General features: G+C 72.6%; 15 protein-coding genes and 1 tRNA gene. 13 read left to right on the plus strand and 3 right to left on the minus strand.

From position 1 onward, the window contains the following. From ABZW10_RS30785 to ABZW10_RS30825, 9 genes are all read left to right on the plus strand, one after another. The coding region (locus tag ABZW10_RS30785) for an acyl-CoA dehydrogenase family protein (protein WP_355372531.1) at window positions 1-92 on the plus strand (92 nt) is incomplete at its 5' end. 78 nt (window positions 93-170) lie between these two features. Continuing rightward, the gene (locus ABZW10_RS30790; protein WP_355372355.1) at window positions 171-938 is read left to right on the plus strand and encodes a TetR family transcriptional regulator; all 768 of its coding nucleotides are present in this window, start codon (window positions 171-173) and stop codon (window positions 936-938) included. Between the two features lie 140 nt (window positions 939-1,078). Next, window positions 1,079-2,533, plus strand: coding sequence for a chloride channel protein (locus ABZW10_RS30795; protein WP_355372358.1), 1,455 nt, complete (start codon window positions 1,079-1,081; stop codon window positions 2,531-2,533). A gap of 336 nt (window positions 2,534-2,869) precedes the next feature. Beyond that, window positions 2,870-4,093, plus strand: a complete 1,224-nt coding sequence (locus ABZW10_RS30800; protein WP_355372360.1) for an ATP-binding protein — start codon at window positions 2,870-2,872, stop codon at window positions 4,091-4,093. Next, window positions 4,090-4,491 (plus strand): roadblock/LC7 domain-containing protein, encoded by a 402-nt coding sequence (locus ABZW10_RS30805; protein ID WP_355372362.1) that lies wholly within the window; start codon window positions 4,090-4,092, stop codon window positions 4,489-4,491. The genes ABZW10_RS30800 and ABZW10_RS30805 overlap by 4 nt, the downstream gene beginning before the upstream one ends. After that, window positions 4,488-4,871 carry a DUF742 domain-containing protein gene (locus ABZW10_RS30810; RefSeq protein WP_355372364.1) on the plus strand — a complete coding sequence of 128 codons (384 nt, stop codon included), beginning with the start codon at window positions 4,488-4,490 and terminating at the stop codon, window positions 4,869-4,871. Before ABZW10_RS30805 ends, ABZW10_RS30810 begins: the two co-directional genes overlap by 4 nt. Then, window positions 4,846-5,439 (plus strand): ATP/GTP-binding protein, encoded by a 594-nt coding sequence (locus tag ABZW10_RS30815; protein ID WP_350572322.1) that lies wholly within the window; start codon window positions 4,846-4,848, stop codon window positions 5,437-5,439. The genes ABZW10_RS30810 and ABZW10_RS30815 overlap by 26 nt, the downstream gene beginning before the upstream one ends. Before the next feature lie 21 nt (window positions 5,440-5,460). After that, entirely contained in the window at window positions 5,461-6,780 is a 1,320-nt protein-coding gene (locus tag ABZW10_RS30820; RefSeq protein WP_355372367.1) for a cytochrome P450, read from the plus strand. 23 nt (window positions 6,781-6,803) lie between these two features. Then, a complete protein-coding gene (locus ABZW10_RS30825) occupies window positions 6,804-7,865 on the plus strand; it encodes a tryptophan dimethylallyltransferase family protein (RefSeq protein ID WP_355372370.1) in 1,062 nt (353 codons plus the stop codon). Window positions 7,866-7,888: 23 nt separating this feature from the next. Here the strand turns inward: ABZW10_RS30825 and ABZW10_RS30830 are convergent, their stop codons facing one another. Both ABZW10_RS30830 and ABZW10_RS30835 read right to left on the minus strand, forming a co-directional pair. After that, window positions 7,889-9,172: an FAD-dependent oxidoreductase gene (locus ABZW10_RS30830; RefSeq protein ID WP_355372373.1), complete on the minus strand. Its 1,284-nt coding sequence runs from the start codon at window positions 9,170-9,172 to the stop codon at window positions 7,889-7,891. Between the two features lie 265 nt (window positions 9,173-9,437). Continuing rightward, window positions 9,438-9,522, minus strand: a tRNA-Leu gene (locus ABZW10_RS30835). 253 nt (window positions 9,523-9,775) lie between these two features. On the opposite strand from ABZW10_RS30835, the gene ABZW10_RS30840 reads away from it, so the two are divergent. From ABZW10_RS30840 to ABZW10_RS30850, 3 genes are all read left to right on the plus strand, one after another. Further along, window positions 9,776-11,119: a M20/M25/M40 family metallo-hydrolase gene (locus ABZW10_RS30840; protein WP_355372376.1), complete on the plus strand. Its 1,344-nt coding sequence runs from the start codon at window positions 9,776-9,778 to the stop codon at window positions 11,117-11,119. A 186-nt stretch (window positions 11,120-11,305) separates the two neighbouring features. Next, entirely contained in the window at window positions 11,306-11,551 is a 246-nt protein-coding gene (locus tag ABZW10_RS30845; RefSeq protein WP_355372378.1) for a chaplin, read from the plus strand. Between the two features lie 243 nt (window positions 11,552-11,794). After that, on the plus strand, window positions 11,795-12,751 hold the full coding sequence (locus tag ABZW10_RS30850; RefSeq protein ID WP_355372380.1) for a chaplin: 957 nt from the start codon (window positions 11,795-11,797) through the stop codon (window positions 12,749-12,751). A 70-nt stretch (window positions 12,752-12,821) separates the two neighbouring features. On the opposite strand, the gene ABZW10_RS30855 is transcribed toward ABZW10_RS30850, so the two are convergent. Then, window positions 12,822-13,031, minus strand: coding sequence for a DUF5703 family protein (locus ABZW10_RS30855; protein WP_355372383.1), 210 nt, complete (start codon window positions 13,029-13,031; stop codon window positions 12,822-12,824). Window positions 13,032-13,361: 330 nt separating this feature from the next. Here ABZW10_RS30855 and ABZW10_RS30860 point away from each other — a divergent pair, with 330 nt between their 5' ends. Next, window positions 13,362-13,970, plus strand: a complete 609-nt coding sequence (locus tag ABZW10_RS30860) for a hypothetical protein (protein WP_355372385.1) — start codon at window positions 13,362-13,364, stop codon at window positions 13,968-13,970. The last annotated feature ends 34 nt before the right edge of the window (window positions 13,971-14,004 follow it).

Genomic DNA, 14,004 nt, shown 5'->3' on the forward strand with positions numbered 1-14,004 from the left:
TGGAGCGGATGATGCGGGACGCGAAGATCACGCAGATCTACGAGGGCACCAACCAGATCCAGCGCATCGTGATGGCCCGCAACCTCCCGTAACCCTAACCCCCGCACGCACCCGGGCCGGCCGTCCGCGGCCCGGTCCGGGTGCCGGGGGCCGATGCTATGTTCCGGAGAATGAGCGAGAAGGAAGAGCAGGACCAGCCCATGAACGACGGGCACCCGAAGCCCGCGATGCGCGAGGCGCTGGTAGCCGCCGCCTTCGAGCTCTTCCTGGAGCGCGGTTTCGAGCAGACCACGATCGACGACATCGTCTCGCTGGCCGGGGTCGGCCGGCGCTCCTTCTTCCGCTACTTCCCGGCCAAGGAGGACGTGGTCTTCCCCGACCACGAGCGCGGCCTCGCCGACATGACGGAGTTCCTCGAATCCGGCACCGGCGAGGAGGACCCGGTCCGGCACGCCGGCGACGCCGCCCGGCTCGTCCTGCGGATGTACGCCGAGCAGCCGTCCTTCTCCGTCCAGCGCTACCGGCTCACCCGCAAGGTCCCCGGCCTGCGCGCCTACGAGCTGTCCGTGGTCTGGCGCTACGAGCACACCCTCGCGCACTACCTGCGCGGTCGTTTCGCCGAACGCCCGGACGGGCCGCTGCGGGCCGACGTGGTCGCCGCCGCCGTGGTCGCCGCGCACAACCACGCCCTGCGCACCTGGCTGCGCTCGGGCGGCGAGAGCGACTGGGTGGCCGAGGTGGACCGCGCGATGGCCTTCGTCACCGACACCTGGAGCGACCGGCCCGGCGGCGGTGGCAGCGGTGCGGCCGACGGTGCCGGGCCGGGGGAGCAGGACGACGTCGTGGTCCTGGTCGCCAGCCGCCGGGCGCCGCTGTGGCGGATGGTGCAGGGCATCGAGAGCGCCCTCGGCGAGTCCCGGCAGGTCCAAGGGGACTGACGCGCCCCCAGTCACCCCGACGGCGCAAGCGGCGCGCAGCCGCACGGGCGGTTACGTGCGGGCCCCGCGGGCGCGGGCGAGACTCGGTCGCAGCACGCGGCCGGAGCCGGACCGGCGCGGGAACGCGACGGAGGCGGACGATGCCCGAGCCGAGCGCCGGACCGAGCGGCGGCGACGCCCCCACGACCGGGCCCGCCCCGACGACCGGATCCGCCGAGGCGCCCGGCCCCGCGGAGGCGCCCGCCCCGGCCCTGCGCGAGGTCCTGCTGACCAAGGGCTACCTGGGCCTGCTGCTGATCTCCGCCCTGGTCGGCGTCCCGGTCTCGCTGGCCGCCTTCTGGTTCGTCGGCCTGGAGCACCAACTCCAGCACTGGATCTGGGAGAGCCTGCCGGACGCCCTCGGCCACGACCGCGCGCCCTGGTGGTGGCCGCTGCCCGCGCTGCTGCTGGCCGGCCTGCTGATCGTCCCGGTGATCACCCGGCTGCCCGGCCACGGCGGCCACGTCCCGGTGGACGGCCTGGGCGGGCCGCCGGCCCCGCCGAAGGCCGTGCCCGGCGTCCTCCTCGCCGCCCTCGTCGGTCTGCCGCTCGGTGTGGTGCTCGGTCCGGAGGCACCGCTGATGGCGATGGGCGGCGGGCTGGCGCTGCTCGCCGTCCGCCCGGCCCGGCGGACGGCGCGGCCACAGCTGGTGCCGGTGCTCGGCGCGGCCGGTTCGACGGCGGCGATCTCCACCATCTTCGGCAGCCCGCTGGTGGCCGCCGTGATGATGATCGAGGCGGCCGGCCTGGGCGGGCCGCGGCTCCTGCTGCTGATCATGCCCTGCCTGCTGGCCAGCGGGGTCGGCGCGCTGGTCTTCACCGGCTTCGGCCACTGGACGGGGCTGTCCATCGGTGCGCTCTCGCTGCCCTCGGTGCCGCACAGCGGGGTGCCGGACCCGGGCGACTTCCTGTGGGGCGTGCCGATCGCCGCCGCCGTCACGGTGGTCTGCGTCGCGGCGCAGACGCTGGGCCGGCGGGTGAAGGTGTTCACCACCGGCGACCCGGAGCGCGCCGCGGCGCCTCCGACCGCGCGGCGGACGGGGGTGCGCACCGTGCTGTGCGCCGTCGCGGTCGGTGCCTGCATCTCCGCCTACGCGCTGCTGACCGGCCGTTCGCCGCAGGAGGCGGCGCTCTCCGGCCAGGCGACCCTGGGCACGCTCGCCGCGGACCCGGCGGCCTGGTCGGTGTTCGCGCTGCTGATGCTGACCCTCTGCAAGGCGACGGCCTGGGGTGTCGCGCTGGGCAGTCTGCGCGGTGGGCCGATCTTCCCGGCGGTGCTGATCGGCGCCGCCCTCGGCCTGGCCTGCGGTCCGCTGCCCGGCTTCGGCACCGCGCCGGGGCTGGCCGTCGGACTCGCCGCCGCCAGTACGGCGGTCACCCGCCTGCCGGTCACCAGCACGGTGCTGGCGACCGCCCTGCTGGGGTCCCAGGCGTCCAACCTGCTCCCGTTGTTGCTGGTCACTGCCGTGACGGCGTTTGTCGTCGGCGAGTCGGTCCGCAGTCTCGCCGCACGGTGGACGGGCCGGGCGCCGGCCCCGGCGGCCCCGCCGCGCTGAACCCGCCCACCGGGCAGCCGCGTTCCGCCGGCGGCGGGAGCAGCGCGCTTGCCCGTCGTGTCATGGTCTGGTCGAATGGGCGTCGCAGCGGCCCCGGGGGCGGTGTTCGTCGTGGGGCGAACTGAGCGCACGTCAACTAGACGTCCCTGGTGGCGGGCTGCGAGGGGGCGTTTCATCCGATGATATGATCACGGCGCTTGCCGGGGGGATCGGGCGGGTGTGAGACGGAATCACAAGGGGCGGTTCGGGCGGTGACCCCGGCGCGGACGCCCGCCGGCCCACCCCTGCTTTGACGGTAAATCAGCAGCTGGCCGCCACTCTCCTGAAGAGAGTCCTATGACGCATTCCCTGCAGAACCCCATTCTCTGGGCTCTTCTCGTCGTCCTCCTCGGCGCGATCGCCGTCATTGTCCTCCAGCGCAGGGCGGCAGCGTCGGCGCGAAAGGAGTCCGACGCACTCAGAGCCCACTACGCCGCGTTGGAGAGCGACTTCTCGCAATCCGTCGAGGCGGCTCACGTGCGCGCCGACGAAGAGACCAAAACGGTCCTGAAGTCCGCCATGCGAACCCTTCAGGGCCTTGCCGCCGAACAGCAGCTGGTCATTTCCCGGCTGCAGAACAAGTACGGCGACTCGATCATCCTGGAGGACCTCCTGGAGATCGACCACACGAACTCGCAGTTCGGCCGGCGTGCCCAGTCCATCGCCGTCCTGTGCGACGGATGGCTGGGCCGGCAGCGCGAGGTGGCGTCGATCTACGACGTGGTCCGCAGCGCGCAGGGCCGCATCCGGCATTTCCGGCGGGTCGAGATTCTTTCCCAGGTCAATTACGGAATCACCAGCCGGGCCGTCGAACCGGTGGCGCTGGTGCTCGCCGAACTTCTCGACAATGCTACCAGCTATTCCAGCCCCGACACGATGGTGGAAATCAATATCCGCACCGTGCCGAAGGGCATTTGCATCGTCGTCGACGACGCCGGTATCGGCATGAACGACGAGGAGCGCAGCCGGGCGGACAAGCTGCTGTCGACCGAGCGGGTCTCCGGCGTCTCCTCGCTCGGGAACCCGCCGCAGTTCGGTTTCGCGGTGGCCGGTGTGCTCAGCGAGCGCTTCGGCTTCGAGGCCTCGGTGGATTCCTCCTCCCCCTACGGCGGTGTGCGGGCGGTTCTCCTCCTGCCGCACGAACTCCTCACCGCCATGCCGGAGCACCGGCCGACGGAGGCCGGCCCCGGCGGCGCCGAAACGGCCCGCAACCCGTTCGAGGCCGCGCCGGTCTCGGCCGCGACCGGCCCCGACGGCCTGCCGAAGCGGCGCCGCAAGCGGCCGATGTCCGTCGTACCGGCCGAGCCGGTCGCCGCTGACGCCCAGGGCTTCGGCCAGGGCTTCGGTCAGCCCTTCGGCGCACCGGCCCCCGGGACACCGGTCCGCTCCGGCGCGGAGACGGCGGCGATCATGGGCGCCTTCCAGCGAGGCACCCAGTCCGGCCGGGCGACGAGTCCGGACGCCGCGGAGACGACGAGCAGCCCAACCGCTGCAAGTAGTGAAGGACATGAGTACCCGTGAACAACGACCTGTCATGGATGCTTGACAGTGCCCTGGAGATCCCCGGTGCCCTGCACGCGGTCCTGATATCCGCGGACGGCCTGCTGATGGCCCGGACGAGAGAGATCGGCAAGGACGACGCGGACCGGGTCGCCGCCGGGATGAGCGGAGTGCAGTCGCTGAGCCGTTCGCTCGCCTTCTTCTGCAACGGCTCCCAGCACCAGTGGCGGCAGACCCTGGTGGAGTTCGACGGAGGCTGGGTCTTCCTCATCTCCGCCGGCCAGGGCGCCTACCTCGGCGTCTCGGCCTCCCCGGACGTCGACATGGCGGACATCACCTTCCGGATGCAGCAGCTCGTCGGACAGCTCGGCAAGGCGCTCATGGCGCCCCCGCGCGAGAACCTCGGCGTGCGCCCATGACGAGCCGAGGCGAGCACGCCCCCGACGCTGCCCCGCCCTTGGTGCGACCGTACGTCATCACCAAGGGCCGGGGGCTGCCGGACGACGAGCAGCTCTCCCTGGTCACGCTGGTCACGGCGGCGGGCGACGAGCAGCAGCGCCCCACCCGACGGCTCTCCCCCGAGGAGCAGGGCCTGCTCGAATTATGTGCCGCGGGCTACCTCACGGTGGCCGAGATCGCCGGACACACCCGGCTGCCCCTGGGCGTGGTGAGGATCCTTCTCTCGGCCCTCAGTGAAGGCGGCTACCTTCTCGTGCGGCCGCCCGTCGCGCGTGCCTCCCTGGTGGACACGCGCATCCTTCAGGAGGTGCTGAATGGACTTGAGGCCAAGTTTGGATGAGCGGGCCTACGTCCGCGACGGAGCCAACCAGACCGCCGTGAAGATCCTCGTCGTCGGGCACTTCGCGGTGGGCAAGACCACCTTCATCGGCTCGATCTCCGAGATCACCCCGCTGTCCACCGAAGAGACCATGACACGGGCCGGGGAGGCGGTCGACGACCTCAAGGGGGTCAGGAGCAAGACCACCACGACCGTCGCCATGGACTTCGGCCGACTGACCCTCAGCGACCGCGTCGTGCTGTACCTGTTCGGGACCCCCGGGCAGTTGCGCTTCGTGCAGATGTGGGAGGACATGGCACGCGGCGCGCTCGGCGCGCTGGTGCTGGTCGACCCCGACCGGCTGGCGGACTCCTTCGCCGTGATCGACCTGATCGAGCAGTACGGGCTCGACTACGCGATCGCCGTCAACCGCTTCGACGGCACTCCGGTCTACCAGGAGGCCGCCCTGCGGGAGGCGTTGGACCTGCTGGACGACACCCCCGTGGTCACCTGCGACGCCCGCGACGAGAAGTCCTCCGCCGAAGCATTGATCAGACTGGTCCGTCACTTGCTGGACCGTGTCCACTAACCGTGTCCACTAGGAGCAGACATGGACGCTGAGTCCACCGCACTCGTACCCCCGCCGGGGTGCCCCGCCCACGGCAGCGGCGAAGCGATACCCCTGTACGGGTCGCAGTTCGCGGCCGACCCGCAGGCCTACTACGCCTACATGCGCCACTTCGGGGCGACCGCGCAGGTCGAGCTCTCCCCGGGCGTCGAGGCCACCCTGGTCACCGACTACACCGCCGCGCTGCAGCTGCTGCAGGACCCGGCCGCCTTCCGCAAGGACTCGCGCCGCTGGCGGGACCTCAACGAGGGCCGGGTCCCCGCCGACAGCCCGGTCCTGCCGCTGCTGGCCTACCGGGCCAACTGCATGTTCAGCGACGGGGTCGAGCACCTGCGGCTGCGCCAGGCCGTCACCGACAGCCTCGCCCGAATAGACACCCGCCGGCTCACCCAGCGCATCGGGCAGATCTCCGACTACCTCATCGCCCAGTTCAGCGCGCGCGGCTCGGCCGACCTGGTCGGCGAGTACTCCAAGCAGCTGCCGCTGTTCGTCTTCAACGAGCTCTTCGGCTGCCCGGCCGACATCGGCGACCGGGTGCTGTTCGGGATCTCCGGCATGTTCGACGGCGTCAACGCCGCCCGGGCGGCCGACGTCCTGATGCAGGCCGCGGCCGACCTGGTCGCCCTCAAGCGGACCAGGCCCGGCGAGGACGTCACATCCTGGCTGATGCAGCACGAGGCCGGCCTGGACAACGAGGAGATGGTCCACCAGCTCGCGCTGCTCCTGGGCGCGGGCGCCGAGCCGCTGCGCAACCTCATCGGCAACACCCTGCACCGGCTGCTCACCCACGACCAGTACGCCCACAAGGGCGGTCTGATCGCCGAGGCGCTCGACGACACGCTGTGGGGCAACCCGCCGCTGACGAACTACGCGCCGCACTACCCCGCGGCCGACATGGAGTTCGCCGGCACGAAGCTCAACGCCGGCGACCTGGTGCTGGTCAGCATCGCGGCCGCCAACACCGGCGGAGCCGGCAGCAACCGGGCCCACCTGGCATGGAGCGCGGGCCCGCACGCCTGCCCCTCCAAGGAGCCCGCCCGGCACATCACCGTGACGGCCATCGAGAACCTGTTCAACCGGCTGCCCGACATCGAGCTCGCGGTGCCGGCGGACAGCCTGACCTGGCGTCCGGGCCCGTTCAGCCGGGCGCTGTCCGCCCTGCCGACCAGGTTCACCCCGGTCCAGGAGGCACCCCGGCCCGCCGCGGCCCGGACGGCCGCCCCCGCCCGGGAGGACCACGGCACGGGACCCCGCAAGGAGCGCGGGCTGTGGAGCTCCTTCCTGACCTGGCTCGCCAAGTGACCGGCACAGCCGAAAGACCGGGCGTGCCGACGCTCGGGGAGTTCACCGCGCGCCAGCTGCGCGGACTGTGCGAGGTCGCGGGCCTCGGCGAGCAGGACGCCCGGACCTACCAGGACGTCCTCGTCGAGGCCCTCGGACCGGAGGCCGGACGGCGGCTGGACCTGCCGCCGTCCGGTCGGACCTTCCTGTCCGACGACCACACACCGGTGGAGTACTCGCTCTCCTTCCGGCCCGACGGCGCGCCCGACCTGAGGGTGCTGCTGGAACCCGGCTGCGGCACCGCGACCCTGGAGGAGAACGGCCGCGCCGGACTGGACGCGGTCCGTGCCATGTCCCGCCGCTGGGGGTTCTCCACCGCCTGGCTGGACAAGGTGGAGGACCTCTTCCTGCCGGCCTCCCCGCAGGGGCCGCTGGCCCTGTGGTGCGCCCTGGAGCTGCGCCCCGGCGGCGTCCCCCGGGTCAAGGTGTACCTGAACCCCGCCGCCCGCGGCCCCGCCCGGGCGGCCGAAACGCTGCGTGAGGCGCTGGACCGGCTCGGCCTGACGCGGGCGTTCGCGGCCCTGCCGCCGGGTGACGGCTACCCGTTCCTCGCCCTGGACCTCGGCGACTGGGAGCAGCCCCGGGTCAAGGTCTACGTCCGTCACCCCGCGCTGTCGGCCGCCGAGGCCGGAGAGCTCTCCCGGACGGCCGACGGACCGACGGCGGCCGAGCTCCGGGACTTCGCCGCCACCGCGGCCGGGACGGCGGCCGGCGACGCCCGGCTCTCCGGGCTGCCGGTGCTGTCCTGCCACGTCTTCACCGACACGGCGGCCGACCGGCCGAGCGGCTTCACCCTGCACATCCCGGTGCGGGACTACGCCCGGCACGACGGCGAAGCCCTGGACCGGGCGGTGGCCCTGCTCGGCCGGCACGGCATGGACCCGGCCCCGCTCCTGCGCGCCCTGCCCTCCCTCACCGGGCGGCGGCCGCAGGACGGCGTCGGGCTGATCGCCTACCTGGCGCTCGCCCACCAGCGGGGCCGGCCGCCGCGGATCACCGTGTACCTCTCCGCGGAGGCCTACAGCGTGCGGCCGCCGACCGGCTGACCCCGCCGGCGCGCGGGCAGGGGCTACTGCGTGCGGAACTCCTGCACGTACGGCACCACGTCGATCTGGATCGAGGCGCCGAGTCCCTGCCCGTAGCGCGCGGCGATGCCGGTCAGGTAGTCGTCGATCTCCTTGTGCATGACGTCCCCGGACGGCAGTGCCTCCTCGCCGCCGATGAGCCGGGCGACGTAGTGCGCCTGGGCCTCCAGGGCCCGGGTGATGGCCCCCACCGGGCGGATCAGGCCGACGAAGTAGAGGCCGGGCCGGTCCGGCGCGACGATCCGCCGGTACAGCTCCACCCGTCCGCTCGGGCCGACCGGGCAGTCGGCGGGCAGGTACGGGTAGGACATCCGGTAGCCGGTGCACCAGACGACCGTGTCGGCCTCCACCGCCGACCCGTCGGTGAACCGGACCAGGTTCCCCTCGAAGGACTCGATCCCCGGCCTGGGGATCACCGCGCCGTGCCGGATCCGGCTGAAGATCTCGTCCGAGACGGTCACCGCGGAGGAGAAGATCGGATGGTCGGGCTCGGGAAGCCCGTAGTCCGACAGCCGTCCCCGGGCCACCAGCAGGGCCTGCTCGATGTACTCGCGCCGCTCGGCGAGCGACATGGCGGTGAACCAGGGCGACTCGGCGATCACGTCGCACGATATGCCGTAGAGCTGCTTCGGGACGACATGCAGCCCCCGGCGCACCGAGAGCACGGTCCGCGCCGCGTGCCGGGAGAGGTCGGTGGCGATGTCCACCGCCGAGGCCCCGAGGCCCACCACGACCGCCCGCCGGCCGCGGAACTCGGCGCCCTCCTGGTAGTCGACGGCGTGCAGCATGCGGCCGGTGAACGACTCGGCGCCGGCCGGCAGCGGATCCGGCAGCAGCGGCTCCGCGTTGGCGCCCGAGGCGACGACCACCCGCGCGAAGCGCCTCGTGCCGGCGACCCCGTTCGCGTCCCGGGCGGCCACCAGCCAGGAGCCGTCGAAGTCCTGTCGGAGCGACAGCACCTCGGTGCCGAACTCGATGCGCGGCAGCAGACCCGCCCACTCGGCGAAGGCCCGCAGGTAGGCGGCCATCTCGTCGTGCCGGGGATAGGTCGGGAAGGAGTCCGGCATCGGGAACGCGGCGTAGCCGGTCAGCTCCTTCGCGGTGTTCAGGTGCAGGGACCGGTAGCCCGGCCCGTGCTCCCCGGCACCGGGCTTGCGCCAGATCCCGCCGACCTCCGGAGCCTTCTCCAGGCAGACGAAGTCGACGCCCCGCACCGCCAGCGCGTGCGCGGCGGCCAGACCCGCCAGCCCCGCGCCGATGACGCACACCTGCGCGGCTCCGCGCCCGTCAACGGCATACGACCCATCCGGGAGGTTCCCCACGGAACGCCCCCCCTTCCCATCGAACCGGCCTGGACACCCCCGTCGGCGCCACCCCCGGGAGGGCGGCGCCGACAAAGTAAACCTCAGGTCACGGCAACCGAACAGGGACCAACGGCGTACAAATGGTGCGCCGACGGGAAACAGTCCGGGCGGAAACGGACGGAGGGCAACACGAAAAGCGGGCCAGGATTTCTCCTGGCCCGCTCAGCGGTGTCCGAGGGGGGACTTGAACCCCCACGCCCGATAAAGGGCACTAGCACCTCAAGCTAGCGCGTCTGCCATTCCGCCACCCGGACGGGGTGTTGTCCGCACGGCTTCCTTCTGTTCGTCGGCCGCGCTGACAGATGTAACTGTAGCAGTGATCTGCTGCCGGTCCCAAAACGGCTCCGGGCGGGGGAGCGCAGGTTGCGGCGGCGTGTCGCCCCGTATCCGGGGGGTGGATCCGGGTCGGGGGCTGGGAGAGGATGGTCGGACGTGCTCGTGCGGCCCGGGCGGAGGTCCCGGGGGTGGCGCTGGGGCGCCGGTGCGGGCTGGAGACGAGGAGTGACCGTGAGCGAGCGGAGCGAGTCGGCGGAGCGGGCGGCGGCGCCGAAGGTGACGGGCGAGTCCGAGGTCGCCGACCTCTGCCGCGATCTGATCCGGATCGACACCAGCAACTACGGCGACGGCTCCGGCCCGGGGGAGCGGAAGGCGGCCGAGTACGTGGCCGAGCAGCTCGCCGAGTTCGGCCTCGAGCCGCAGATCATCGAGTCGGCCAAGGGGCGGGCGTCCACCGTGGTCCGGATCGAGGGCGAGGACCGTTCGCGTCCGGGCCTGCTGATCCACGGGCACACCGACGTCGTGCCCGCCAACGCCGCCGACTGGACGTACGACCCGTTCGCCGGGGAGATCGCGGACGGCTGCGTCTGGGGCCGCGGCGCGGTCGACATGAAGGACATGGACGCGATGACCCTCGCGGTCGTCCGCGACCGGCTGCGCACCGGCCGCAAGCCCCCGCGGGACCTGGTGCTGGCCTTCCTCGCCGACGAGGAGGCGGGCGGCACCTACGGCGCCCGCTACCTGGTGGACAAGCACCCGGGCCTGTTCGAGGGCGTGACCGAGGCGATCGGCGAGGTCGGCGGCTTCTCCTTCACGGTCAACGACCGCACCCGGCTCTACCTGGTGGAGACCGCCGAGAAGGGCATGCACTGGATGCGGCTCACGGTCGAGGGCCGGGCCGGGCACGGGTCGATGGAGAACGACGACAACGCCATCACCGAGCTGTGCGAGGCGGTGGCCCGGCTCGGGCGGCACCAGTTCCCGCTGCGGATCACCAAGACCGTGCGGGCCTTCCTGGACGAGCTGTCGGACGCGCTCGGCGTCGAGCTCGACCCGGAGAACATGGACGAGACGCTGCGGGTGCTCGGCGGCATCGCCAAGATGATCGGCACCACGCTGCGCAACACCGCCCAGCCGACCATGCTCGGCGCCGGCTACAAGGTCAACGTGATCCCCGGCCAGGCCACCGCGCACGTGGACGGCCGCTTCCTGCCCGGCTACGAGGAGGAGTTCCTGGCCGAGCTGGACAGCGTGCTCGGCCCGCGCGTGAAGCGCGAGAGCCTGCACTCGGACAAGGCGATCGAGACCGGCTTCGACGGCGCCCTGGTCGAGGCGATGCAGACCGCGCTGCGCGCCGAGGACCCGATCGCCCGGGCGGTGCCGTACTGCCTCTCCGGCGGTACGGACGCCAAGTCGTTCCAGGACCTGGGGATCCGCTGCTTCGGCTTCGCGCCGCTGCAGCTGCCGCCGGAGCTGGACTTCGCCGGGATGTTCCACGGCGTGGACGAGCGGGTGCCGGTGGACGGCCTGAAGTTCGGCGTGCGGGTGCTGGACCGGTTCATCGACGCCTGCTGAGCGCCCGGCGATGGCCCGCTCCCGGAGCTCCCGGGGGCGGGCCATCGCTGTTCTGACAGATCGATTTCCTGTTCGTAGTATCACCGGTCTGGGTGAAGCGGACGGCCGGTCCGTACCCCGTTTGCCGCAACATCGTTCCTTCCTGTGACGGCCCGGAACCGATATCCGGGTGTTCATACAGGAGGAATGATGAAGGTCAAGAAGATCGCCGCCGTGACCGCCGCCGCCGGTGGCCTGGTGCTCGCCGTCACCGGTGTCGCCTCCGCCCACGGCGGGGCCGGTGCCCAGGGCGTGGCCGCCGGCTCCCCGGGCGTGCTGTCCGGCAACCAGATCCAGATTCCGGTGCACATCCCGGTCAACGTGTGCGGCAACACCATCAGCGTGATCGGTGTGCTGAACCCGGCGTTCGGCAACACCTGCTTCAACGTCTGAGTCCACGTCGGTCGTTGAGCCGGGCCCCCGGACGGCGTGCACGTCGTGCCGGGGGCGCTTGTTTTTCCGGACCGCCCCGCGTCCGGCCCGTGAGATCCCTCGAAAGGGTGAATGGGCGTGGAACCGGCCAACCTCCCCGTGGATTCCTTCGTTCTTTCCGTTGCAGCCGAGGACCTCCCCGCCTAGTGGGAAATTCCGACTTTCGGGAGGTCGTCACGTCGTCTCGAAATGTCAGGGGAAAATATGAGGAACGCAGCCAAGAAGGGGCTCCTCACGGCCGTGGCCACCGGCAGTGTGCTGGCCTCGACCGCCGGTTACGCCTACGCGGGCGCCGGCGCGGAGGGTGTCGCGGCAGGCTCGCCGGGTGTCGCCTCGGGCAACTCGGTGCAGGTGCCGATCGAGGTGCCGATCAACGCCTGCGGCAACACGGTCGACGTGATCGGCTTGCTGAACCCGTCCTACGGCAACAAGTGCGCCAACGTCTCCGGCCACCCCGGCGGCGGCGCGCACGTCGGCGGCGCCCAGTCGGGCGGCGCGAGCGCGGGCGGTGCCCACACCGGCGGCGGCCAGTCCGGCGGCGCGGGCGCGAGTGCGGGCGGTGCCCAGGCCGGCGGTGCCCAGGCGGGCGGCGGTCAGGCCGGTTCGGGGGCGGCGGGCGCCGCCGCGGGTACGGCGGCCTCGGGGGCGACGGCCTCCGGCACGGCCACCGGCTCGCCCGGAGTGATCTCCGGCAACAGCGTCCAGGCCCCGGTGCACGTCCCGGTCAACGCCTGCGGCAACTCGATCGACGTGGTCGGCGCCCTCAACCCGGCCTACGGCAACGACTGCGCCAACGTGGCCGCGCCGGTGCCCAGCAAGCCCGCCGCGCCGCAGGAGGACTGCCCGCCGGAGGAGCACACGCCGCACAGCGCCCCGCCGCCGGCCGCCCCGAGCGACCACGAGGGCACCCAGGGCACCCCCCGGGCGGGCAACGGTCCGACCGAGGCCGTGCCGACCGCGCCGTCGGCGGCCCCCGCCCCGCAGCACGCCGCCCCGGCGGTGCGCCCGGCCGCCGCGCACGCCGGTCCGGCCGTCGCGGAGGCCGACCAGCAGCTGGCCGCCACCGGCGCCGGCAACACCGAGCTGCTCGGTGCGGCCGGCCTGGCCCTGCTGATCGGCGGCGGCGTCCTCTACCGCCGCGCCCGCGCCGGCGCCCGCTGAGCCTCCACGGCGCACCGGACACAGCGGACGCACCGGGTGCGCGGCGGGTCGACCCGCCGCGCACCCGCCGTCACCAGCTCCGGACCTGCCGGATGATCCGCCGGCGCAGCAGCACCGTGCGGCTGCCGTCCGGCAGCAGGCGGAGCCTGTCCAGTTCCCAGTGCCCGTACTCGGCGTGATCGGTGAGCAGTTGGCGTGCCGCGTTGCGGGACGTTCCGCGCGGCATGCGCAGCGACTGGTACTCGTACTCCGGCTGCCGGACCGGCTTCGGTGGGGTCAAAATGCTCCTCCTGAGGGACACCTGCGGGCAAGCCTACGGCCTGCCTCCGACAGCGGGCCCGGGTATTTTCGGCCGCCCGACCCGCTCCGCGCTGACAGCGCATCAGTTCCTTTGCTCCTGGGGAGGACATACCCCCGGCGCGCCGCGCGAAGCGGCACCCGGACGGCCCGCGCGGACCGTGTGCGCGGGCGCCCGGCGCACGCCGCCGTCCGGCGCCCCGGGGGACAGACCCACCCGGAACGGACATCGCGGGGGAAGTTGCGGTGAAATCGCGGGTGTAGGTGACAACCGCTGTGCGTACCGGCACCGAGGGGAGATAGCGTCTGCACCATGTCTGATGCCGCGCAGCCCACCATTGCCGAGGTACGCGCCGCCGCCGAGGCGGTCAAGGCCGCCATCGACCGTCATCTGGAAGCGGTGTCGAGCCAGAGCGCAGCGGACGATTCCGCTGTGTCCACCGCCTACGAGCAGCTGGCGACGGCGGCCATCGCGTACGACCAACTCCTGTACGAGGTCTACGACGAGGTCACCCCCTTCGAGGTCCCCGGTGACGAGGGTCCGGGCGGGTACCACGGCCCCGAACAGCCCGAGGCGATCAGCGTGCTGATCCGCCGCGACTACCACGTCGTCGACCCGAAGCGGCTGCGCGCCCAGGCCGAGCGGCTGGACGACTCGCTGACCCCGGGCGGGGGCTCGGACGGCGGCGGGGTGAACGCCGCGATCGGCGTGCTGTTCGGCGAGTTCGAGCCGGACGAGATCGCCGCCCGCAGCGAGGAGTTCGGGCTGGAGGAGGCCGACTCCACGCTCTGGGTGGCGGCCGCCGAGCCGAGCGAGCCGGGGGAGTGGCTGCCGGAGCCGTTCGAGCACGCCGATCCGCAGCTGCTGATCTGCCGCTTCGACGTGAGCGAGGTCTACGACGACGAGGACCCCGACGACTGATCCGTCGGCGGGCCCGGGGCGGAGTGCCCCGGGC

The sequence above is a fragment of the Kitasatospora sp. NPDC004723 genome (assembly GCF_040609255.1).
In the GTDB taxonomy this organism is placed as follows: Bacteria; Actinomycetota; Actinomycetes; order Streptomycetales; family Streptomycetaceae; genus Kitasatospora.

Bases quoted from the DNA above. Each gene is read 5' to 3' on its own strand.
- ABZW10_RS30790 (WP_355372355.1), top strand. From the start codon at position 171: ATGAGCGAGAAGGAAGAGCAGGACCAGCCCATGAACGACGGGCACCCG.
- ABZW10_RS30795 (WP_355372358.1), top strand. From the start codon at position 1,079: ATGCCCGAGCCGAGCGCCGGACCGAGCGGCGGCGACGCCCCCACGACC.
- ABZW10_RS30800 (WP_355372360.1), top strand. From the start codon at position 2,870: ATGACGCATTCCCTGCAGAACCCCATTCTCTGGGCTCTTCTCGTCGTC.
- ABZW10_RS30810 (WP_355372364.1), top strand. From the start codon at position 4,488: ATGACGAGCCGAGGCGAGCACGCCCCCGACGCTGCCCCGCCCTTGGTG.
- ABZW10_RS30815 (WP_350572322.1), top strand. From the start codon at position 4,846: ATGGACTTGAGGCCAAGTTTGGATGAGCGGGCCTACGTCCGCGACGGA.
- ABZW10_RS30820 (WP_355372367.1), top strand. From the start codon at position 5,461: ATGGACGCTGAGTCCACCGCACTCGTACCCCCGCCGGGGTGCCCCGCC.
- ABZW10_RS30845 (WP_355372378.1), top strand. From the start codon at position 11,306: ATGATGAAGGTCAAGAAGATCGCCGCCGTGACCGCCGCCGCCGGTGGC.
- ABZW10_RS30850 (WP_355372380.1), top strand. From the start codon at position 11,795: ATGAGGAACGCAGCCAAGAAGGGGCTCCTCACGGCCGTGGCCACCGGC.
- ABZW10_RS30860 (WP_355372385.1), top strand. From the start codon at position 13,362: ATGTCTGATGCCGCGCAGCCCACCATTGCCGAGGTACGCGCCGCCGCC.